Origin of the sequence: Pseudoalteromonas sp. MIP2626 (genome assembly GCF_013414205.1) — a bacterium.
Classification (GTDB): Bacteria; Pseudomonadota; Gammaproteobacteria; order Enterobacterales; family Alteromonadaceae; genus Pseudoalteromonas; species Pseudoalteromonas nigrifaciens.
Genome location: NZ_JAATTW010000056.1, coordinates 1 through 19,831 on the forward strand (window position 1 = coordinate 1; position 19,831 = coordinate 19,831).

The 19,831-nt window shown below is 40.4% G+C and carries 20 protein-coding genes and 6 tRNA genes; 13 read left to right on the top strand and 13 right to left on the bottom strand.

The features are described 5' to 3' along the window. Positions 1–194 precede the first annotated feature (194 nt). Positions 195–1,760, bottom strand: a complete 1,566-nt coding sequence (locus tag HC000_RS15925) for a BCCT family transporter (protein WP_089367978.1) — start codon at positions 1,758–1,760, stop codon at positions 195–197. Positions 1,761–2,329: 569 nt separating this feature from the next. Further along, complete coding sequence (locus tag HC000_RS15930) at positions 2,330–2,683, bottom strand: YkgJ family cysteine cluster protein (protein ID WP_011327756.1); 354 nt, start codon at positions 2,681–2,683, stop codon at positions 2,330–2,332. Positions 2,684–3,017: 334 nt separating this feature from the next. Here HC000_RS15930 and cysZ point away from each other — a divergent pair, with 334 nt between their 5' ends. Next, positions 3,018–3,749 carry a sulfate transporter CysZ gene (gene cysZ / locus HC000_RS15935; protein ID WP_011327754.1) on the top strand — a complete coding sequence of 244 codons (732 nt, stop codon included), beginning with the start codon at positions 3,018–3,020 and terminating at the stop codon, positions 3,747–3,749. Between the two features lie 72 nt (positions 3,750–3,821). On the opposite strand, the gene rlmM is transcribed toward cysZ, so the two are convergent. From rlmM to hemA, 11 genes are all read right to left on the bottom strand, one after another. Beyond that, entirely contained in the window at positions 3,822–4,907 is a 1,086-nt protein-coding gene (gene rlmM, locus HC000_RS15940; RefSeq protein ID WP_011327753.1) for a 23S rRNA (cytidine(2498)-2'-O)-methyltransferase RlmM, read from the bottom strand. Between the two features lie 9 nt (positions 4,908–4,916). Then, a complete protein-coding gene (locus HC000_RS15945; RefSeq protein ID WP_041454382.1) occupies positions 4,917–5,285 on the bottom strand; it encodes a DUF423 domain-containing protein in 369 nt (122 codons plus the stop codon). Between the two features lie 19 nt (positions 5,286–5,304). Further along, entirely contained in the window at positions 5,305–5,934 is a 630-nt protein-coding gene (locus HC000_RS15950) for an alpha/beta family hydrolase (protein WP_089367977.1), read from the bottom strand. 1 nt (position 5,935) lies between these two features. Beyond that, on the bottom strand, positions 5,936–6,832 hold the full coding sequence (locus HC000_RS15955; RefSeq protein WP_011327750.1) for a transcriptional regulator GcvA: 897 nt from the start codon (positions 6,830–6,832) through the stop codon (positions 5,936–5,938). 110 nt (positions 6,833–6,942) lie between these two features. Then, positions 6,943–7,797, bottom strand: a complete 855-nt coding sequence (gene kdsA, locus HC000_RS15960) for a 3-deoxy-8-phosphooctulonate synthase (protein ID WP_011327749.1) — start codon at positions 7,795–7,797, stop codon at positions 6,943–6,945. Between the two features lie 9 nt (positions 7,798–7,806). Continuing rightward, positions 7,807–9,060, bottom strand: a complete 1,254-nt coding sequence (locus tag HC000_RS15965; RefSeq protein ID WP_011327748.1) for a DUF819 family protein — start codon at positions 9,058–9,060, stop codon at positions 7,807–7,809. Positions 9,061–9,074: 14 nt separating this feature from the next. Further along, positions 9,075–9,905: a tetratricopeptide repeat protein gene (locus HC000_RS15970; protein ID WP_179808146.1), complete on the bottom strand. Its 831-nt coding sequence runs from the start codon at positions 9,903–9,905 to the stop codon at positions 9,075–9,077. Between the two features lie 149 nt (positions 9,906–10,054). Beyond that, complete coding sequence (locus HC000_RS15975) at positions 10,055–10,429, bottom strand: SirB2 family protein (protein ID WP_179808147.1); 375 nt, start codon at positions 10,427–10,429, stop codon at positions 10,055–10,057. 83 nt (positions 10,430–10,512) lie between these two features. Then, positions 10,513–11,352 carry a peptide chain release factor N(5)-glutamine methyltransferase gene (prmC, locus tag HC000_RS15980; RefSeq protein WP_179808148.1) on the bottom strand — a complete coding sequence of 280 codons (840 nt, stop codon included), beginning with the start codon at positions 11,350–11,352 and terminating at the stop codon, positions 10,513–10,515. A gap of 5 nt (positions 11,353–11,357) precedes the next feature. Next, entirely contained in the window at positions 11,358–12,443 is a 1,086-nt protein-coding gene (gene prfA / locus HC000_RS15985) for a peptide chain release factor 1 (RefSeq protein ID WP_011327744.1), read from the bottom strand. Positions 12,444–12,449: 6 nt separating this feature from the next. Next, positions 12,450–13,706: a glutamyl-tRNA reductase gene (hemA, locus tag HC000_RS15990; RefSeq protein WP_041454381.1), complete on the bottom strand. Its 1,257-nt coding sequence runs from the start codon at positions 13,704–13,706 to the stop codon at positions 12,450–12,452. Positions 13,707–13,789: 83 nt separating this feature from the next. Between hemA and lolB the strand changes: the two genes are divergently transcribed. From lolB to HC000_RS16050, 12 genes are all read left to right on the top strand, one after another. Beyond that, positions 13,790–14,377, top strand: a complete 588-nt coding sequence (gene lolB / locus HC000_RS15995; RefSeq protein ID WP_179808149.1) for a lipoprotein insertase outer membrane protein LolB — start codon at positions 13,790–13,792, stop codon at positions 14,375–14,377. 2 nt (positions 14,378–14,379) lie between these two features. Continuing rightward, the gene (ispE, locus tag HC000_RS16000; protein WP_089367976.1) at positions 14,380–15,234 is read left to right on the top strand and encodes a 4-(cytidine 5'-diphospho)-2-C-methyl-D-erythritol kinase; all 855 of its coding nucleotides are present in this window, start codon (positions 14,380–14,382) and stop codon (positions 15,232–15,234) included. Positions 15,235–15,321: 87 nt separating this feature from the next. Next, positions 15,322–16,269 (top strand): ribose-phosphate pyrophosphokinase, encoded by a 948-nt coding sequence (locus tag HC000_RS16005; RefSeq protein ID WP_011327740.1) that lies wholly within the window; start codon positions 15,322–15,324, stop codon positions 16,267–16,269. Between the two features lie 170 nt (positions 16,270–16,439). Continuing rightward, on the top strand, positions 16,440–17,054 hold the full coding sequence (locus tag HC000_RS16010) for a 50S ribosomal protein L25/general stress protein Ctc (RefSeq protein ID WP_011327739.1): 615 nt from the start codon (positions 16,440–16,442) through the stop codon (positions 17,052–17,054). Between the two features lie 18 nt (positions 17,055–17,072). Further along, a complete protein-coding gene (gene pth / locus HC000_RS16015; protein WP_011327738.1) occupies positions 17,073–17,657 on the top strand; it encodes an aminoacyl-tRNA hydrolase in 585 nt (194 codons plus the stop codon). Between the two features lie 52 nt (positions 17,658–17,709). Continuing rightward, complete coding sequence (gene ychF / locus HC000_RS16020) at positions 17,710–18,801, top strand: redox-regulated ATPase YchF (RefSeq protein WP_011327737.1); 1,092 nt, start codon at positions 17,710–17,712, stop codon at positions 18,799–18,801. A 319-nt stretch (positions 18,802–19,120) separates the two neighbouring features. Continuing rightward, a tRNA-Met gene (locus HC000_RS16025) sits at positions 19,121–19,197 on the top strand. Between the two features lie 65 nt (positions 19,198–19,262). Continuing rightward, positions 19,263–19,347 (top strand) — tRNA-Leu (locus HC000_RS16030). Positions 19,348–19,383: 36 nt separating this feature from the next. Next, a tRNA-Gln gene (locus HC000_RS16035) sits at positions 19,384–19,458 on the top strand. Positions 19,459–19,463: 5 nt separating this feature from the next. Continuing rightward, positions 19,464–19,540: transfer RNA gene (locus tag HC000_RS16040), tRNA-Met, on the top strand. A gap of 92 nt (positions 19,541–19,632) precedes the next feature. Then, a tRNA-Leu gene (locus HC000_RS16045) sits at positions 19,633–19,717 on the top strand. Between the two features lie 38 nt (positions 19,718–19,755). Further along, positions 19,756–19,830 (top strand) — tRNA-Gln (locus HC000_RS16050). Position 19,831: the final 1 nt, after the last annotated feature.

Below are 19,831 nucleotides of genomic sequence, written 5' to 3' on the forward strand. Positions count from 1 at the left end.
TGTACCTCTAACTTCTTATGGCTTCCTTCAGACCCCACCGTTGGCCAGTGACGCCCTTGCCATTCAGATTATCTTCCCCTTAGTCAGGGTGATAAGGCATCTTTCAGCCTATCGGGTTTGCCAGCTTCGCTGGGCAAACAAAAAAGGGCGCCAATAATATTGGCGCCCTTTTTTATGCTCTAATATAAGCTGTATTATTTATATAAACCTTGCTCAGTAGCCATTTTTTTCGCAATTTGTGGGGCCGTCCAAAGTGATGGTAACAACACAAAAGACACTGGTACGGCGGTTACTACAATAAACGACTGCAATGCAGAAATACCACCTGAACCTATCGAAATTAATATTGCTGCCATAACTCCCATCATAATGCCCCAAAACACTCTAATGGGTGTTTGCGGATGATCGTTACCCGTCATTACCATAGATACCGAGTAGGTCATAGAGTCACCCGTGGTTGCTACAAATATTGTGGTTAAAATTAAAAACAACACCGATATAACAAAACCCATAGGCAGCTGCTCAGTAATGGCCAACAGCGCAGCGGGTAAATTTAAGCCCGCAAAGGGTTCTGAAATAACACCCGGGTTTGCTAACTCAAAAAATATTCCTGAACCACCCACTATCGTAAACCAAAAACAAGTAATAACAGGAGCAATTATTGAGATAAGCGTGATCATTTCACGAATAGTACGGCCGCGCGAAATTCGTGCAACAAACATAGCCATTAAAGGTCCGTAACCTAAAAACCAGCCCCAAAAGAATACTGTCCACCAGTCTAACCAAGCGGTATCGGCACGAAAGGTGGCCATAGGAATAAAGTTATTAATATAAAGCCCAAACGAATGAATATAGCTATCAAAAATAAAGGCTGTAGGCCCCATCAGCAAAATAAACAGCATTAACGCCACGGCTAAAATTACATTAAAGCGACTGAGTAATTGAATTCCTTTAGTAACACCACTTACGGCAGATAGAGTATAAATTGCAATTAAACTAAACAAAATGGCCACTTGAGTGGTGTAAGTATCTGGAATACCAAATAGTTTTTCTAAACCAAAGCTTACTTGCAAGCCTAAAAAGCCAATAGGGCCTACCGTGCCTGCTACTACAGCTATAACACAACACGAATCGACAATAGCACCAAATGCGCCTTTCATTACGCGATCGCCAAATACCGGATACAACAAAGTACGCGGCTTAAGCGGTAAACCTTTTTCGTAATGTAAATGCATATACACTATGCCAGTCAGGCTGCCTAAAATAGCCCAGGCTAAAAAACCCCAATGCATAAAGCTTTGCGCTAAAGCATTAAATGCAGCCTCTTTAGTGCCTGATTCACCACCAAAAATTGGCGGCGGCGAAATAAAATGTGCCATTGGCTCAGCAGCAGCCCAAAACACCCCGCCACCAGCAAGGAGTGTACACATAATAATGCTGATCCACTTAAAGGTAGTAATCTCTGGCTTTTTTAAGCCACCTAATACCACTTTCCCGGTACGTCCAAAGGCTAAAAACAACCCAATTATAAAGGTCGAAAGCAATAATATTTGCCAAAAGGCACCAAACGTTTTAGTAGAAAAAGCAAAGGCGGTATTGATCCAACCCGACATCAAATCAATATCATAAAGTGCTAGCACAGCAAATAGCACAAGGATGCCACCACTGATTAAAAATACCGGTATATCAACCCCTGCCAAATACTTTATTGTAGATGAATGCTCATCCTCATGTTGTTTTGTTACTCCAGTGGTACTCATTTATCGTCTCCTGATGGATTTTTAGTTACCGACATAGCGACATACCACAACACCCACCCTAAATACGAAATTACACAATGAAGCGACGCTAATCAAAAGGTTAAATTATCTTTCGATCTTGCTTTATTTCGAGTTTAGAAAATGCCATAACAAATATCTTAACTGCCAATTTGTGAATATTTTACCCTTTTCAGCAACCTAATCCAACGGTACTCTAATTATTAATAGTGAATTTACACAATAGCAAAGCCTTGCTTACAGCTATTTTTAATAATAAACAAATATAAAACAACAATTTTGAAGGGGCTAGGCAAACAGAAATGGCAATATAAATAAAGAGATGCAAAAGTACTGCGATAAAAAAAGGTACATAAGGCTAAGTATATTAATAGTCAAATGCATAATTAATCTCGTAATAAGTTTAATATGTATTGATAGTATTTTTGTAAAATAACTAAGAGAGTGTTTGGAATAAACTTATTGATGGTTTTTAAATTATTAGCAACGCGTATAACACACATAAAAAAAGCGCTTAATAAGCGCTCTATTACTTTAATAAATACCGATACTTACACCAATACTTGACGCGTATTTGCTATAAAGTGATGTACTTCACGCTCAATTTTAGGGTCAACAGGCTCATCTGGTCGACGATCATTCGGGCAAGGCATTCTTGGCGTAGTACCAAATAAGCGACAAATTAATGGACGCTCGTCATATACAGTGCAGCCATTGGGACCAAGATGTACACAATTGAACTCGTTTAACGCCGCTTCATGCTCAGCATCTGTTTTTACCGGTAAGCGCGACATTTCCTCTGAAGACGTTGTTACTGGCCCGCAGCAGTCGTGGCATCCTTTTACGCATTCAAACGCTGGAATATTAGCGCGTAATCGTAAAATTACTTCCTGATTTTTGTACATCACTATTTATACCCTTTATTTTTGCAACGCACTGACGCGGCAACTTTACTAATTTCTCCACAACGCATCAAAGCGATGCCTAAGCCTAGAGTGGCTAGATCAGCTATAGTACGCTTTGCACTGCCCAAAAATCAAGCTAAGTTAGCATTTAGTTACGCCATAGCGCTAATATACACAGCTTATAAACTAAATATTATTTATTAAGCAGGATGAATAAAGTAGTAAGCTGGCCGTTGTTATTATTTTACTTAAACACTTTGTTACCTAAAAATACTGTTTAAAATTACTCAGCTATTTATACTAGTGCAAATGAAAAATATTTTTTGAGGTAGTTGTGCAGATCATACAAGGTATGGAGTATTTTTTTTCGGGTTTTAAATTAATTACTCAAAAGGGATTAAAGCGTTTTGTGTTTATTCCGTTGTTAATTAATATTTTACTTTTTGGTAGCTCGTTGTTTTTTTTATTTGGCTGGTTAAGCGACAGTTTTAGCTACATAAATAATATGCTACCCGAGTGGTTAAGCTGGCTTGAGTGGTTAATGTGGCCCATTGCCCTGTTAATAGTGCTGTTTAGCTACAGTATGTTATTTACTGTAATCACAAACTTTATTGCCGCACCTTTTAATGGTTTACTCAGTGAAAAAGTTGAGTTGCATTTAACAGGTCAAAAAATTAATGATGATGGCTTTGCTGAGTTATTAAAAGATGTGCCACGCATGCTTGGCCGAGAGTGGACAAAACTTTGCTATTACCTTCCCCGCGCCATTGGCTTTTTTATATTGTTATGGGTGTTGCCGGTTATAGGGCAAATACTGTGGGTGCTTTTTTCGTGTTGGATGTTTGCCGTGCAATACCAAGATTACGCGTTCGATAATCATAAAATCAGCTTTAAGCAAATGAAAACCGATTTACAAAGCAAGCAAGGTTTATCGTACGGGTTTGGTTTTGCAGTAATGTTGCTAACAGCCATTCCGTTGGTAAATTTAATTGTAATGCCTGTTGCTGTTTGTGGTGGCACCAAATTATGGGTTGATAACTTTCGCAGCCAATACCGAAATCAATAATATGAAATAAAAAATGGGTCACTTGACCCATTTTTGATTTAACCTTAACTCTGGTTATTTACTAATTCATCATTAGCTATACAAGCTTTGTGGCACTTTGGTCACATTTAAGTGCACGGTCACTTCCTCACGATCATGATATAAATGCTTAGCTTGTAACTCGTAGCTTATACCGTATTTTTCCAGCTCTGCTCTGATCATGCTTAAGCACTCGTAAACACTATCAAAGCGTTTTTTCATTGGCAGCTTTAAGTTAAAAATAAGCTCTTTAGCATATGCATTTACTGCCCAATCAATCATTAGGCTGGTTACTTTAGTTGGCTTTTCTACCATGTCGCATACTAACCAAGTAATGTTGCGTTTTTCTGGGCGATATTTAAAGCCATCGGCCCTAAAGTGCTTTACCTGCCCTGTTTGCATTAAATCATCGTTCATTGGGCCATTATCTATCGCGCTTACAAACATACCACGGCGCACTAACTGATAAGTCCAGCCACCTGGACACGCCCCTAAGTCAACACTGCGCATTCCGGCTGCAACGCGTGACTCGCGTTGTTGTTCTGGAATAAACACATTAAATGCTTCATCTAATTTTAAAGTAGAGCGGCTTGGCGCATCACTTGGCATACGTAAACGTAAAATACCCATAAAAAATGGCGAGTTATTAAAGCTATACGAGTAACCGACATAAGCGGTGTTGTTAGTTAAAAACAGTACATGCATTACTGGGCGGTTTGCTTTTGGCTCGCGCAGTACAATATTACGTTTTTCGAGGGCTTTTTTAAGGGGCGTTGATATTTTTTTACAAAAGGTTAAAAGCTCTTTGCCTTCGTTGGTATCGGGGGTTTCTACACGTAGCTCAGAGCACAAGGTAAAATCTTTAGCAGCCTCTACAACCGCCCCTACACGATCTTCTACTGGCATGTTTTCGATCAGCGTACCAGCAAACCATTGACGAGCAAACACCATGTTTTTAAAATCAACTTTTTTAATTATTTCGTCGCCATGCTGCGCGTCAAAACACTCATAAATAACATAACCGGTATTTGGTTTTGCTTTAACATAACCGGCAAAACCTTGCTCGGCAGCGTGGAACGTTATTTCAGCAGCGGCATCGTTTTCAAACCCACTACGACAGTAAATTACAACACTAGACATATTAACCCTTTAAAACTTAAATCGTGCAACTTGCACTAAAATAACAATCCAACCAATAATAAAGCATAAACCACCCAATGGGGTTATTGGGCCTAGCCACTTCATACCTGTTATGGCAAGTAAGTATAAACTGCCACTAAAAAGCAGTGTGCCCGCAATAAAAAAACCGCCAGCCCAATTGAGGTTAATACCCCACTTAATTAACACCGCCACAGCTATAAGCGCTAATCCATGCACCATTTGGTACTCAGCTGCGGTTTTAAACACACCTAATGAGTACTCCGACAGTCGGCTTTTTAAACCGTGGGCGGCAAACGCCCCTAGCATTACCGACAGCATACAAAAAAAGCTCCCGGTCATTAAAAATAATTTAATCATTTATTACTCTCTCGAATACTTATTTAACAATGCATTTTATAAAGCGCACAGCACTTTGTACTGCAGTTGCTCGATTTTGCGCCTCACTAACGCCACTTTTTTTACGCGGTTTTAGTGAATGGTCGCCATCGGGTAGCCAGCAATATTCTGGTTGCTTGGGCATTAACATAGTAGCTAGCTCCTCACGAGTACCAAACGTATCGCGCTCACCTTGTAATACCAAAAATGGGCAGCCTATATCAGCAAAGTGATCGGTGCGTAGCTTTTCAGGCTTGCCTGGCGGATGAAACGGATAGCCAAACGCTAATACACCTAAAATAGCATGCTCGCTAGTACAGGCAAGCATTGACGCCATTCGTCCCCCCATAGATTTGCCACCAATAAATAACGGCAACCCTGGCTGTGCATGGCTAAGTATTTGCTCATAGTAGCTAAGCAATTTAGGCGCGCGATCGGGTGGGCGGCGTTTATTGGTTTGTTTCGCTATTTGCATATATTCAAAATCAAATAAACCAACATCAATCCCTTGCTCACTAATGAGTTGTGCCATATTTTGCATAAACTCATGGTCGCTACCTGCCCCTGCACCATGGGCAAAAATAAACTGTGCTATAGCTGGCTGCTGTGTATTTTTAAACCATTCAATCATATTAATACTCTTGTTCTTGCTCTACTAAGCTCAGCATCCATTCTTTAAATGACACTATTTTACCCATTTCAGTTTGCGACTCGCGCAGCACTAAATAATAAGCGTTTTTACTCTCTAAACTATGATTAAACGGGATCACTAATCGTCCGGCGTCAATATCGGGCTTAGCGAGTACACTATTGCCTATAGCCACACCTTGGCCATGTACTGCGGCTTGTAACACCATAGATGAGTGACTAAAAATGGGCCCTTGGTTAACTTGCACATTACGTACACCGGCGGTTTTCATCCATGTTTTCCAATTTTTACGTGTGGTGTCGTGCAATAAGGTATGGTGCGCTAAATCACTGGGTTGATTAAGTGGCTTAATGCCATTTAATAATAGCGGGCTACATAGCGGCACTAAATACTCGGTATGTAACTTAAAAGTTTGCACCCCACTCCAATGCCCACGGCCATAATAAATAGCAACGTCGACATCGTCGGTTAAAGAGTTTTCGTCTAGATCTTGCGCTTTTATTCGCACGTCTATTTCTGGGTGTAACTCATTAAATAAACTTAATCTGGGCACTAGCCACTGAATCGCAAAGCTTGGCGTTAAGCTTACCGTTAAAGAGCCTTTCGCACCTCGTGCTAGTAATTTTTCGGTGGCGTCTATTAGTTGGGTAAATATTTCTTTTATATCGAGAAAGTAACCCTGCCCTTCTTCGGTTAATAATAGCGAGCGGTTTCTGCGTATAAATAGCTTTAAGCCCAAATGTTCTTCTAATGTTTTTATTTGATGACTTACAGCGGCTTGCGTTACATATAGCTCTTCTGCAGCTTTGGTAAAACTTAAATGACGTGCTGCTGCTTCAAAGGCTTTAAGCGCGTTTAATGGAGGGACCCGTCTTGACATGATAACCACGCTTTGAATTAGTTTTTCTTATGCATGGAATTATATATTTAAGGTGTAAAAAAAGCGACCTTAGTCGCTTTTTAAATATTACCTAATATATAGGTTATAAATTATAAATCGCTGGCACTGGTATCAAGCGGTGCGAAGCTTTTAATTAAATCATCTACAGCTTTCATTTGCGTCAAGTAGCCTTCTAATTTACTCAATGCTAGTGCACATGGGCCATCGCATTTTGCTTCATTTGGATTTGGGTGTGCTTCTATAAATAAGCCCGCAATACCAAGTGCCATACCACTGCGGGCAAGCTCTGCTGCTTGGGCGCGACGACCATCAGCCGAATCTGCACGGCCACCTGGGCGTTGTAGTGCATGGGTAGCATCAAAAATAACAGGTGCCATTACTTTCATGTCATCCATGCCGAGCATATCAACCACTAAGTTATTATATCCAAAGCTTGAACCACGCTCACACAGTGCCACGTTGTTATTACCTGCTTCGTTAAATTTAGTAATAATATGGCGCATTTCGTGTGGGGCTAAAAACTGTGGTTTTTTTACATTTATAATTGCGCCGGTTTTTGCCATAGCAACAACCAAATCTGTTTGGCGGGCTAAAAATGCCGGTAACTGAATAACGTCAACTACTTCAGCAACAGGTGCTGCTTGATGTGGTTCGTGTACGTCGGTAATTAACGGAATATTAAATGTTTTTTTAATTTCTTCAAATATTTTTAAACCCTCGTCTAAACCCGGGCCGCGGTAAGAGTTGATTGATGAGCGATTAGCTTTATCAAACGACGCTTTAAATACATAAGGGATATTTAATTTAGTGGTTACTTCTACGTAATGCTCTGCAACACGCATGGCTAAATCACGAGACTCTAATACATTAATACCGCCAAACAATACAAACGGTTTGTTGTTTGCAAGTTCTATGTCATTAATTTTAATAATTTGGTTGTTCATTTTTATTCCTTATGGTGCAACTGCTTGCATCATTAATCCACAAATATAAGCCATATAAGTACCTACGCCATAGCCAAGTACCGCTAATAATACACCTACAGGAGCAAGCGACGGGTGAAATGCAGCGGCAACAACGGGTGCAGATGCCGCGCCGCCTACGTTGGCTTGTGAGCCTACCGCCATATAAAATAACGGTGCTTTAATTAGTTTAGCTACAATTAACATTAAGCTCGCATGGGTAAGCATCCATATAATGCCAATTACAAAATACATTGGTGTTTCAAAAATCGCCGTTATATTCATGTGTAAGCCGATTGATGCAACCAAAATATACAAAAATGTAGAAGCAACTTTCGACGCGCCAAACGATTCTATATGGCGTACTTTAGTAAACGATAAACTAATACCAATAGTGGTTGAGATCACGATTAACCAAAAAAACTTACTGTTTAAGCTGTACTCTTGTGCCCATGGGAAATTAGCACCAAAGTAAGGGCCTAAAAAGTCAGCACAAAAATGTGCCAAGCCGGTAATACCAAAGGCAATGGCAATAATCATCATATAATCGTTAAGCGTTGGCATGCGCGCATGCTCAGCATGATATTTTTCAACCCGGTTTTTAAGATCTTCAATGGCGCTGGTATCGGCACCTGTTCTTGCATCAATGGCTTTATGATTCGCTGCCATTAATAATAAAACGGCCATCCATAAGTTAGCAACAATGACATCTACCGTCACCATGGCCGAAAATATATCACCGCCAACTTCAAACATTTCTTTCATTGATGCTTGATTAGCACCGCCACCAATCCAGCTACCCGCTACCGTGGTCATACCGCGCCATACGGCATCGGGGCCATGTCCGCCAATTGCTTCTGGGTACACTGCGCTCATAATTAAAATAGCTAAAGGGCCACCAATAACAATACCTGTAGTACCGGTTAAAAACATAATAAGTGCTTTGGGGCCTAAGTTTATAATGGCTTTTAAGTCAATACTTATAGTCAGCAGTATTAAACACGCTGGTAGTAAATAGCGTGACGCTACGTAATATACGTTTGATTTATTGCCATCAACAATACCAAAGGTATTAAGTAATGAGGGCAAAAAGTAACATAACAGCAAAGCGGGTACATATTTATAAAATGCTTTAAAACCTGGGTGCTGGCTGTTAGAGGTTTTAAACACAAACCCTAAAATAATAGCCAGTAAACCAAGTACCACAGCATCGTTAGTAATTAATGCAGTTTGGGCTTCAACCATAGTTATTCCTATTTTTAATGGTGAGTTTTATTATTATTGTCTTCTAGTTCTTCTATTTGGTGTTGAATAATCTCTATTGCAGGATCGTCTGGGCATTCATCTACAAAAAACTGTAAATCGTCACGTGCCATTTTAGGGCAACCTAACTGATTGAGTAAATACCCTCTGTCGCGTCGCTCATAAGGGTCATCACCAATTATATCCATCAGCATTTCGACACAGTTTAACGCATGACCAAATTTATTTTCGCTAATAAACGACCACTTTTGCTGGGCTAAAAATAATTTATATACTTCGTCGTCAAAAATAAGCTCAAGTGGCTCTTGCTCTTGGGCGTTATCTTCATCAACGTTTTCAGGAATGATATACCAGCTTTGTTGGCCACTGCTTGGCTCAATGGTATAGCCTTCTTCATCACTCATAGCTACATGTATACCAATTTCACCTTGGGTAATACTTACGCAAGCGTCTAGTTTGGCATGTTGTAAAAAATGGCTGAGTAAAATAGCAAGTGTTGTTGGTGAACCACTGCGCATAGTTAATGTATAGCTTATGCAATTTAACTTGTACTCTGGCACCTTTAAGCTAGAAGCACTAAATAGCCATTCACTATAAAAACGATCTAGTAGCTTATCTAAACGCACATGTTCGTCAGATGTTTGCAGGCACAAAGCATCTATTTCCTGTTCAAAGGAAGTTAAAATTTCATAGCTAGGCGTTAAGTCAATCTGAGGGTCCCATTTAGATTCGGCTTGAATACAACGATAAATCGCCGGTGGCAAAAAATCATCATAAGCTTCATCAAAATAAGAGTCATCGTGTTCATCAAACCCGAGGGTGGTCATTCATACTACAACATTTTAGAAAACGAAGGCGTAGTTTACCTACTTTTTAAGCTAGATACCAATGTAGAGGGGCTTGAATGTGAACTTATGTTTAGAAATAGTTGAGCTTTGTACACAATTATACAAAGCTCAATTGGACTCTTTATTACTTATAAAAGCAGTGCCGATTTAGCGGTTGCTAAATAACCGATAGCTAAAATAACCAAAGTGTTAAAAATGGTATAAGCTACTTTGGGTGCTGTTTTTGTTTGTTTTGAGCTAACAATACCAACGGCAATATAAATAATCACTAGCACTATTTTTTCTAGTAACCAATATTGCTCAAACGGATTAATTTTAGCGATCCCCATTAGCATTAATGCTGACACAAGTAACAAAGTGTCTATGCCGTGGCTGCCAATAAACACCAGTTTATTTTTTGCCAACTTACCACTACCCATACGTGAAAATGAGCGTACATAAAATAAAATTACACTCAACATCGCAATCGCCATGTGTGAATGTTTAACTGCTAAATAATCCATAGTTTTAATACTTCTGTTTAGTTAAATGTTTTTATTTTTAAAAACGAATAAGCAGCGCAAATATTACACTGCTGTAATTTAGTTTAAGAGCACTGTGCAAGTGTAACGCGATCGTTATTGCCTAAGTCTTTCACTGTTTTAATATTTATAAATCCCATTAGTGCAAAACACTGGCTAACCGCACCACTTTGCTCAAAACCATGTTCGATCAAAAGATAACCTTTAGCGTGAAGATAGTCACGTGATTGGGTAATTATTTGTTTTATATCAGCCAGTCCATCATCATCGGCAACAAGTGCTGAGAGCGGCTCAAAGCGCACATCACCTTGCTTAAGATGTATATCGGTTGTTTCTATATACGGCGGGTTAGATACAATTAAATCAAACTTTTCACCATCAAGCGCGCTAAACCAATTACTTTGCTTTACTTGCACATTATTAATGGCTAATCGCTGCTGGTTACGTGTAGCAAGTGCAACAGCATCGCTTACTCTATCTACTGCAGTAATTTGCCAAGTGGGCATTTCGCTCCCCAGTGCTAACGCGATTGCGCCAGTGCCTGTGCCTAAATCGAGTACCTTTGCATTACTTGGCACCGCCATTTCAAGCGCTTGCTCTACTAAGGTTTCGGTATCTGGACGCGGTATTAAAGTGGTGGCATTAACCTCTAGCGATAAACTCCAAAACTCACGTTGCCCTGTAATATGTGCAACTGGCTCGCCATTTAAACGCCTTTGGCAAAATGTATCAAATTGCAGCTGTTGCTCTGTACTAAGCGTGTTTTCTGGCCAAGTAAAAAGGTAACTGTGAGGTTTTTGCAGTATATGCAGTAGTAAAACTTGCGCGTCTAATTTAGCGCTTTCGCTGCTAGGTGCTAATAAATTAGCGCCTGCAGCAATTGCTTGTTCGAGGGTTTGGGTCACTATTATTACTCGTCGCCCATGGCCGCTAGTAAGTCGGCCTGATGCTCTTGCATTAATGGCTCTACAATACAGCTTAAATCACCGGCTACCACTTCGTTTAAGCGATATAGGGTTAAGTTAATACGGTGATCGGTAATACGACCTTGCGGATAGTTATAAGTACGAATACGCTCAGAGCGATCGCCACTGCCGACTAAGTTACGACGCTCAGAGGCTTCTGCTGCATCGCGCTTTTCGTCTTCAGCTTGTTGCAAACGCGCTGCAAGTACCGACATAGCTTTAGCACGGTTTTTATGTTGCGAGCGCTGATCCTGACACTCTACAACCACACCGGTAGGTATATGGGTAATACGAATAGCAGAATCGGTTTTATTTACGTGCTGACCACCCGCGCCTGATGCACGAAACGTATCAACTTTAAGATCGGCCGAATTAATTTCAATTGCCTCAGCTTCTGGTACTTCAGCCATTACCGCAACCGTACACGCAGAGGTATGAACTCGACCTTGCGATTCGGTTTCTGGTACACGTTGTACACGATGCACGCCAGATTCAAATTTCAGCTGACCAAAAACGCCTTCACCACTAATATTAGCAATTATTTCTTTATAGCCGCCGTGCTCACCTTCGTTGGTGGTCACCACATCTACTTTCCATTTTTTAGTTTCGGCATAACGGCTGTACATTCTAAATAAGTCGCCGGCAAATATAGCCGCTTCGTCGCCACCAGTGCCCGCTCGCACTTCTAAATACACGTTATTATTGTCTTTAGGATCTTTTGGCAGCATTAATACTTGAATTTCATCTTCTATGGTCAGTATTTGTGCTTTAGCTTCTTTGTATTCTTCTTGCGCCATTTCACGTATATCTGGGTCTGAATCTTTCAGCATTTCTTCTGCGCTTATTACATCTTGTTGCGCTTGTTGGTAGCTTAAAAACGTTTTTACTACCTCTTCTAAATCTGAGTATTCTTTAGAAAGTGCACGAAAGCGGTTTTGATCACGAATGACCGATGGGTCGCTTAGTAGCGCTTGTACTTCTTCATAACGCTCAACTAAGATTTCTAACTTATGATAAACGGATTCTTTCATTAACTGCTATTCCTGATCAATACCTAACATTTTTTTCAATTGGTTTAACTGAGCCACTTCACCTTTTTTCGCTGCATCTTGAATAGCACGGGTAGGCGCGTGCATTAAGCGGTTGGTTAACTTATTGGCCAGCTCTAAAATAACTTTTTCGGCATCTTTACCTGTATTGAGCTGACTCACTGCTCGCTCTACAAGTTCGGACTTTATTGTTTGTACATCGTTTCGATAGTGGCGAATTAAATCCACCGAATCGAGTGAGCGTATCCACATTAAAAACTCTTTAGTGCGCTCGGTAATAATAACTTCAGCCTGCTCAGCGGCTTCTTCTCGGGCACTCATATTCTCGCTAACAATGGTTTGTAAGTCATCAACAGAATATAAATAAGCATCGTCAAGTTCACCCACTTGGCTTTCAATATCGCGAGGAACCGCAATATCAATAAACAACATAGGCTTATAACGACGCTGTTTAAGTGCTTGCTCCACCACACCCTTACCAATAATAGGCAGTGTGCTGGCGGTAGAACTAATAACAATATCGGCTTTATGTAAACGCTCAGGTAGCTGAGCAAGTGCAATTACATCACCCGATACTTGATCCGCTAAACTACGTGCACGCTCAAGGGTTCTGTTCGCAACCGTAATGTTTTGCGGCTCATTTTGGTACAAATGTTTGGCTACTAGCTCAATTGTTTCACCGGCACCAATGAGAAGTACATTGGTTTTATCGAGCTTGCCATAAATATGTTTAGCTAAATTAACCGCCGCATAAGCAACCGACACTGCACTGGCACCAATGTTGGTTTCAGTACGTACTTGCTTAGCAACTGAAAACGTTTTTTGAAATAATCTATCAAACGTCACGCCCACAGCATTATGAGTTTTAGCACTGTTATACGCTTGCTTTATTTGCCCCAAAATTTGCGGCTCGCCCAGTACGAGTGAATCTAGGCCACAGGCTACGCGCATTAAGTGATTTATAGCATCACTACCTTCATGGCAGTAAATGTTTTTACTCAGTTCATGTTCATCCAAACCATGGAAACTAGATAACCACTGCAACAGTGTTTGGGAATTTTGCTGTGCAAGGCTACAATACACTTCAGTTCGATTACAGGTGGAAACAATCACTGCCTCATTAAAATGGGCGTGGCCACTTAATTGCTGTAGCGCCTCTGAAATTTGCTCAGGGGAAAAAGCCACTTTTTCACGTAATTCTACGGGAGCGGTTTTGTGATTAATACCAAGTGCGATTATGGTCATATTTGCCAAATATTGATGAGCCCTACTTTAAAGGCCGCAATTTTATCAAAAATCTCAGGAATATGGAAAGTAAGGAGCAACATTTGATTCGACAATATTTTATTTTAGCTATGTTTTTCTTGTTTTTAGCCGGCTGCGCTCAAAAAAGAAACTTAGAAACAACCACTTACGAAAACTGGAAAACACATCTTGCTGAGCAAAGTATTTGGCAAGTAGAAGGTAAACTTGCTTTTATTAGCCCCGATGAGCGCCAATCTGCAAACTTAAACTGGCAACAGAGCCAAAATAACAATAATTTAGTGCTCACCACTTTTATTGGTACACGTATATTGTCACTCAAACAAACTGCAAATACGGCAGAACTAAACTATGATGGCGAGCAGTATTTTGACACCAATGCAACGGCATTACTAAAACGTTTAACCGGTTTTGCTTTACCGGTAAATAACGCCGACAGTTGGTTAAAAGGCACCATTGATGACCAAACTTTAAAGGTTGATCAATTAGGCCGCGCTAAAAGCGTATTATGGTTTGATAGTACAGGTAAAAAATGGCAAATTGAGTACGCTAGCTTTGTGCAAAAAAGCGGCTACTGGCTACCCAACAGACTGACCTTAACCCATCAAAAAATTAAAATTAAAATTCAACTCTACGATTGGCAGTTTAATTAACCATGAATAATATCACTTCATTTTCACTTATTGCGCCGGCAAAGCTCAATCTTTTTTTACATATTAATGGCCGCCGAGATGACGGTTACCATGAACTAGAAACCCTGTTTACGTTTTTAAATTATGGCGACGAACTTAGTTTTGAGTTAAGCGATTTACCTGCAATTATTGTTACCGGCGACACAAATGGCATAGCCACAACCGACAACCTTATCTATAAAGCGGCTTTATTATTGCAAACACAGTGCAAAACAAAGCAAGGCGTGAAAATAAATTTAATTAAACGTTTGCCAATGGGCGGCGGTGTTGGCGGTGGATCATCAGACGCTGCCAGCACATTATTAGCCTTAAATAAGTTGTGGAAAACAGCCCTCAGTTTAGATGAATTAGCTCATTTAGGCTTACAACTAGGTGCCGATGTACCCGTATTCATACATGGTAAAAGCGCCATAGCGCATGGGATTGGTGAGCAATTAGAACAAGTAATGCTTGAGCAAAAGTGGTATTGTGTGGTCTTCCCTAATCAACATGTAAGTACTGCTAAAATATTTACTCATCCTGAACTAAAACGCGACACGCCAAAAATTTCAGGAGACTGGCAACAGCATATTTTAACTAACGATTGCGAATCTTTAGTGAAAAAGCTGTGTCCCGAGGTTGAAAAAACCCTGCAGTGGTTGCTAAAATACGCTCCATCAAAGATGACCGGAACAGGTTCATGTTGTTTTGTAGAATTTGCTACGCAAGTTCAAGCACAAGATGTACTTGCTAATCTCCCCCATACTTGGCAGGGGTTTATCGCATCAAGCGTTAATACTTCTCCCGCTCATACGGAGTTAGCCGCCATATTTGATTGAAGTAACGTACAAGTAGTCATAAGTTAACACGCAGTGGTTTAATTATTGCCTGTTAGTCCAAAAATTCAGTGCCTGAGGAACCCTACCGTGCCTGACATGAAGCTCTTCGCTGGTAACGCAACACCTGAGTTAGCTCAAAAAGTTGCAAAACGTTTATATATTGAATTAGGCGATGCTGTTGTTGGCCGTTTTAGCGACGGTGAGATCAGTGTTCAAATTAATGAGAATGTTCGTGGATCGGATGTTTTCATCTTACAATCAACCTGTGCCCCTACAAACGATAACCTTATGGAACTTATCGTTATGGTTGATGCTCTACGTCGTGCATCTGCCGGTCGTATTACTGCCGTTATTCCTTATTTTGGTTATGCTCGTCAAGATCGTCGTGTACGTTCTGCCCGTGTACCCATTACCGCTAAAGTCGTTGCCGATTTCTTATCTAGTGTAGGTGTTGACCGCGTTCTTACGGTTGATTTACACGCTGAGCAAATCCAAGGCTTCTTTGATGTACCTGTAGATAACGTATTTGGTAGCCCTGTTTTACTTGAAGATATGAAAGCACGTCATTTTGACGACGTTGTTGTTGTATCTCCAGATATTGGTGGCGTTGTACGTGCGCGTGCTATTGCAAAACTACTAAACGATACCGATTTAGCTATTATTGATAAACGTCGCCCACAGGCAAACGTTTCTCAAGTGATGCATATTATTGGTGATGTTGAAGGTCGTGATTGTATTATCGTTGATGATATGATTGATACCGGCGGTACATTATGTAAAGCAGCTGAAGCACTTAAAGAACACGGTGCTAAGCGCGTATTTGCATATGCTACTCACCCTATTCTTTCGGGAAAAGCGGCTGAAAACTTGCGCAATTCAGTGATTGACGAAGTTATTGTAACTGACTCTATTCCACTGTCTGCAGAGCTTAAAGCACTAAATATTGTTAAAGTACTTACACTTGCCGACATGCTTGCAGAAACTATTCGTCGTATTAGTAACGAAGAGTCTATCTCAGCAATGTTTGAGCATTAATTAAAGATCTACTTTAGCGAAGCTAAGTAACTTTAATTTTAAAAAGCGCCTTTTGGCGCTTTTTTCGTAACTGTTATATATTTTGCTGGGGGGCGATGTTATGATAGCGCGCCTTTTGGCTAGGGACCTTGGTCGCAAAGGCCCTATACTTTTAATTATTGGAAACTATTATGTCAAACAAAACTTATGTATATAACGCAGAACTTCGCGAGCAAACTGGTACTGGTGCGAGCCGCCGCCTACGTCGCGAAGACAAAGTGCCTGCTATCGTTTACGGCGCAAACAAAGAAGCTACTTCAATCACTTTAGATCATAAAGATGTGATTAAAGCTCAAGAAAGCGAAGGTTTTTACACGCAAATTCTTACACTTAACATTGGCGGCGAGTCTGTTGAAACTATCCTAAAAGATATTCAACGTCACCCTTTCAAGCCTAAAGTTACACACCTTGATTTCCAACGTATCGATGCAAACCAAAAGCTACATACTATTGTTCCAATCCACTTTGTTGGTGAAGACGTTGTAGAAAAACTTGGTACAACTGTTGTTCGTCAGTTAACTGAAATCGAAATTTCTTGTTTCCCTAAAGCAATCCCTGATTTCGTAACAGTAGATGTTTCAAAATTAGTTGCAGGCGATTCTCTACATATTTCTGATGTTGCATTACCAGCTGGCGTTTCATCAATAGATTTAGCAAAAGGTCCTGGTCACGATCAGTCTATCCTAATTGTTAAAGCTAACAAATCAGCTCCAACTGAAGATGAAGCTGAAGACGCTGCAGAATAATATTTAAGGCTTAACACCTTGAATTCTATTCAAATGCTTGTGGGCCTGGCTAATCCAGGCCCCGAATACGCAAACACACGCCACAATGCAGGTGCTTGGTTCATTGAGCAACTCGCTGCACGCTATAACTGCACTCTAAAACACGATCCTAAATATCACGGCCTTACAGGTAAAGTGATTATTCAAGATCAAGAATTCAAATTATTGATCCCCACTACTTATATGAACTTAAGTGGTAAAGCGGTCGGTAGTTTAGCTAATTTTTTCAAAATTCCTGTGGAAAGCATTTTAGTTGCCCACGATGAATTAGACTTAGAACCTGGCGTTGCCAAATTAAAGAAAGGCGGCGGACACGGCGGTCATAATGGCTTAAAAGACATTATTGCAAAAATGGCAAATCAAAAAGACTTTATGCGCTTGCGCATTGGTGTAGGTCATCCGGGGCATCGTGAAATGGTAACTGGTTGGGTGCTAGGAAAAGCGGCCAAAGCAGACCAAGAAAAAATGGATGCTGCCATTGATGAAGCGGTACGCTGCATGGAAATACTTGCAAAAGATGGTGTGTTAAAAGCACAAAACAGACTACATTCGTTTAAACCCTAGTAACTTGGGTACAAGTTCGCCGTTTAAACGAATCTAAACAAGGTATCTTACTATGGGTTTTAAATGTGGCATTGTTGGCTTGCCTAATGTGGGTAAATCGACACTTTTTAATGCATTAACAAAAGCGGGTATTGAAGCCGCTAACTTTCCTTTTTGTACCATTGAGCCTAATACAGGTGTGGTACCAGTGCCTGATCCTCGCCTAGACGCACTTGCTAAAATTGTAAACCCACAGCGCATTCTTACAACAAGTATGGAGTTTGTAGATATTGCCGGTTTAGTAAAAGGCGCATCTAAAGGTGAAGGTCTTGGTAACCAGTTTTTAGCTAATATTCGTGAAACTGACGCCATTGGCCACGTAGTTCGCTGTTTTAATGATGATAATATTATTCACGTAGCTGGCACTATTGACCCTGCTGATGATATTGACGTTATAAACACTGAATTAGTGCTTGCCGATATGGACAGCGCTGAAAAAGCATCGTTCCGTAATGCTAAAAAAGCTAAAGGTGGCGATAAAGACGCAAAAGAGCAAAATGCAGTACTTGAAAAAGTAAAAGTACACCTTGATGAAGGCTTAACATTACGTTCTTTAGAGTTAACTAAAGAAGAAAAAGCAGCTATCAGCTCTATTAACTTTTTAACTATCAAACCAACAATGTATATTGCTAACGTTGCTGAAGATGGTTTTGAAAACAACCCATACCTTGATGTTGTACGCGCTATTGCCGCAGCAGAAGATGCGATTGTTGTTCCTGTATGTGCTGCTATTGAATCTGAGCTTTCTGAGCTAGATGAAGAAGACAAGCTTGAGTTTATGGCTGATCTTGGTTTAGAAGAGCCAGGCCTTAACCTTGTTATTCGTGGTGGCTATGAATTACTGCAATTACAAACCTACTTTACAGCAGGCGTAAAAGAAGTACGCGCATGGACTATTCCTGTAGGTGCAACTGCGCCACAAGCAGCAGGTAAAATTCATACCGACTTTGAGCGTGGCTTTATTCGCGCACAAACGATTGCTTTTGACGACTTTATTGCCTTTAAGGGTGAGAGCGGCGCAAAAGAAGCAGGTAAAATGCGCCAAGAAGGTAAAGAGTACATTGTAAAAGACGGCGATGTAATGAACTTCTTGTTCAACGTATAAATATACATTACCCAAATTTAGTGTGGTGATGATTTTAAAGGCTCGTTTTTACGAGCCTTTTTTATTTCTTTAATACCTGCTGTGGTTTTTTAACGTCTGTATTTGTTTAGCAAAATTGAAGAACTGCGAATAAGTTTAAGTTTAGTGTTTTTAATGCAGCTAAAAAAACAGCATTTATGCTAAATTTTAGCCGCTTAGCTTACTTTTCCTGCAAACAAACCAAGTTAAGTGTTTTTTTGCAAAAAAGGTGTTGACGAATTTGGGCCATATCAGCATAATACGCCCCGCACTCAGCGATGAAGTGCTAACGAAAAAATATGGCTAAGTAGCTCAGCTGGTTAGAGCACATCACTCATAATGATGGGGTCACAGGTTCAAATCCCGTCTTAGCCACCATTATTTTTTTGTTACTCAATGAAGAGTTTAAAATAACTACCTAGTGTTTAATTACACAAAGTAATGCGGGAGTGGCGGAATTGGTAGACGCGCTGGATTTAGGTTCCAGTATCTTAGGATGTGAGAGTTCAAGTCTCTCCTTCCGCACCATTCTTGATAAGAATTAAAACTATCAATTGTTTTTGTTGGGATATCGCCAAGCGGTAAGGCACCAGGTTTTGATCCTGGCATTCCCAGGTTCAAATCCTGGTATCCCAGCCAACAATGGCTAAGTAGCTCAGCTGGTTAGAGCACATCACTCATAATGATGGGGTCACAGGTTCAAATCCCGTCTTAGCCACCATTTCTTCTTTTAGAAATGGCTCTGCAAGAGTTAAATTGCAGCTCAATGAAGAGTTTAAAATAACTACCTAGTGTTTAATAACACAAAGTAATGCGGGAGTGGCGGAATTGGTAGACGCGCTGGATTTAGGTTCCAGTAACTTCGGTTGTGAGAGTTCAAGTCTCTCTTTCCGCACCATTTCTTGATAAGAAATAAAACTATCAATTATTCTTTGTTGGGATATCGCCAAGCGGTAAGGCACCAGGTTTTGATCCTGGCATTCCCAGGTTCAAATCCTGGTATCCCAGCCAA

What these genes read in the sequence shown, in the direction of transcription:
- rlmM (WP_011327753.1), bottom strand. Translation starts at nt 4,907, where the DNA reads ATGTCTAGTGTTGTAATTTACTGTCGTAGTGGGTTTGAAAACGATGCC.
- HC000_RS15925 (WP_089367978.1), bottom strand. Translation starts at nt 1,760, where the DNA reads ATGAGTACCACTGGAGTAACAAAACAACATGAGGATGAGCATTCATCT.
- HC000_RS16010 (WP_011327739.1), top strand. Translation starts at nt 16,440, where the DNA reads ATGTCAAACAAAACTTATGTATATAACGCAGAACTTCGCGAGCAAACT.
- HC000_RS15930 (WP_011327756.1), bottom strand. Translation starts at nt 2,683, where the DNA reads ATGTACAAAAATCAGGAAGTAATTTTACGATTACGCGCTAATATTCCA.
- HC000_RS15950 (WP_089367977.1), bottom strand. Translation starts at nt 5,934, where the DNA reads ATGATTGAATGGTTTAAAAATACACAGCAGCCAGCTATAGCACAGTTT.
- ispE (WP_089367976.1), top strand. Translation starts at nt 14,380, where the DNA reads ATGAATAATATCACTTCATTTTCACTTATTGCGCCGGCAAAGCTCAAT.
- HC000_RS15975 (WP_179808147.1), bottom strand. Translation starts at nt 10,429, where the DNA reads ATGGATTATTTAGCAGTTAAACATTCACACATGGCGATTGCGATGTTG.
- HC000_RS15955 (WP_011327750.1), bottom strand. Translation starts at nt 6,832, where the DNA reads ATGTCAAGACGGGTCCCTCCATTAAACGCGCTTAAAGCCTTTGAAGCA.
- HC000_RS15965 (WP_011327748.1), bottom strand. Translation starts at nt 9,060, where the DNA reads ATGGTTGAAGCCCAAACTGCATTAATTACTAACGATGCTGTGGTACTT.
- HC000_RS15945 (WP_041454382.1), bottom strand. Translation starts at nt 5,285, where the DNA reads ATGATTAAATTATTTTTAATGACCGGGAGCTTTTTTTGTATGCTGTCG.
- HC000_RS15970 (WP_179808146.1), bottom strand. Translation starts at nt 9,905, where the DNA reads ATGACCACCCTCGGGTTTGATGAACACGATGACTCTTATTTTGATGAA.
- kdsA (WP_011327749.1), bottom strand. Translation starts at nt 7,797, where the DNA reads ATGAACAACCAAATTATTAAAATTAATGACATAGAACTTGCAAACAAC.
- prfA (WP_011327744.1), bottom strand. Translation starts at nt 12,443, where the DNA reads ATGAAAGAATCCGTTTATCATAAGTTAGAAATCTTAGTTGAGCGTTAT.
- hemA (WP_041454381.1), bottom strand. Translation starts at nt 13,706, where the DNA reads ATGACCATAATCGCACTTGGTATTAATCACAAAACCGCTCCCGTAGAA.
- ychF (WP_011327737.1), top strand. Translation starts at nt 17,710, where the DNA reads ATGGGTTTTAAATGTGGCATTGTTGGCTTGCCTAATGTGGGTAAATCG.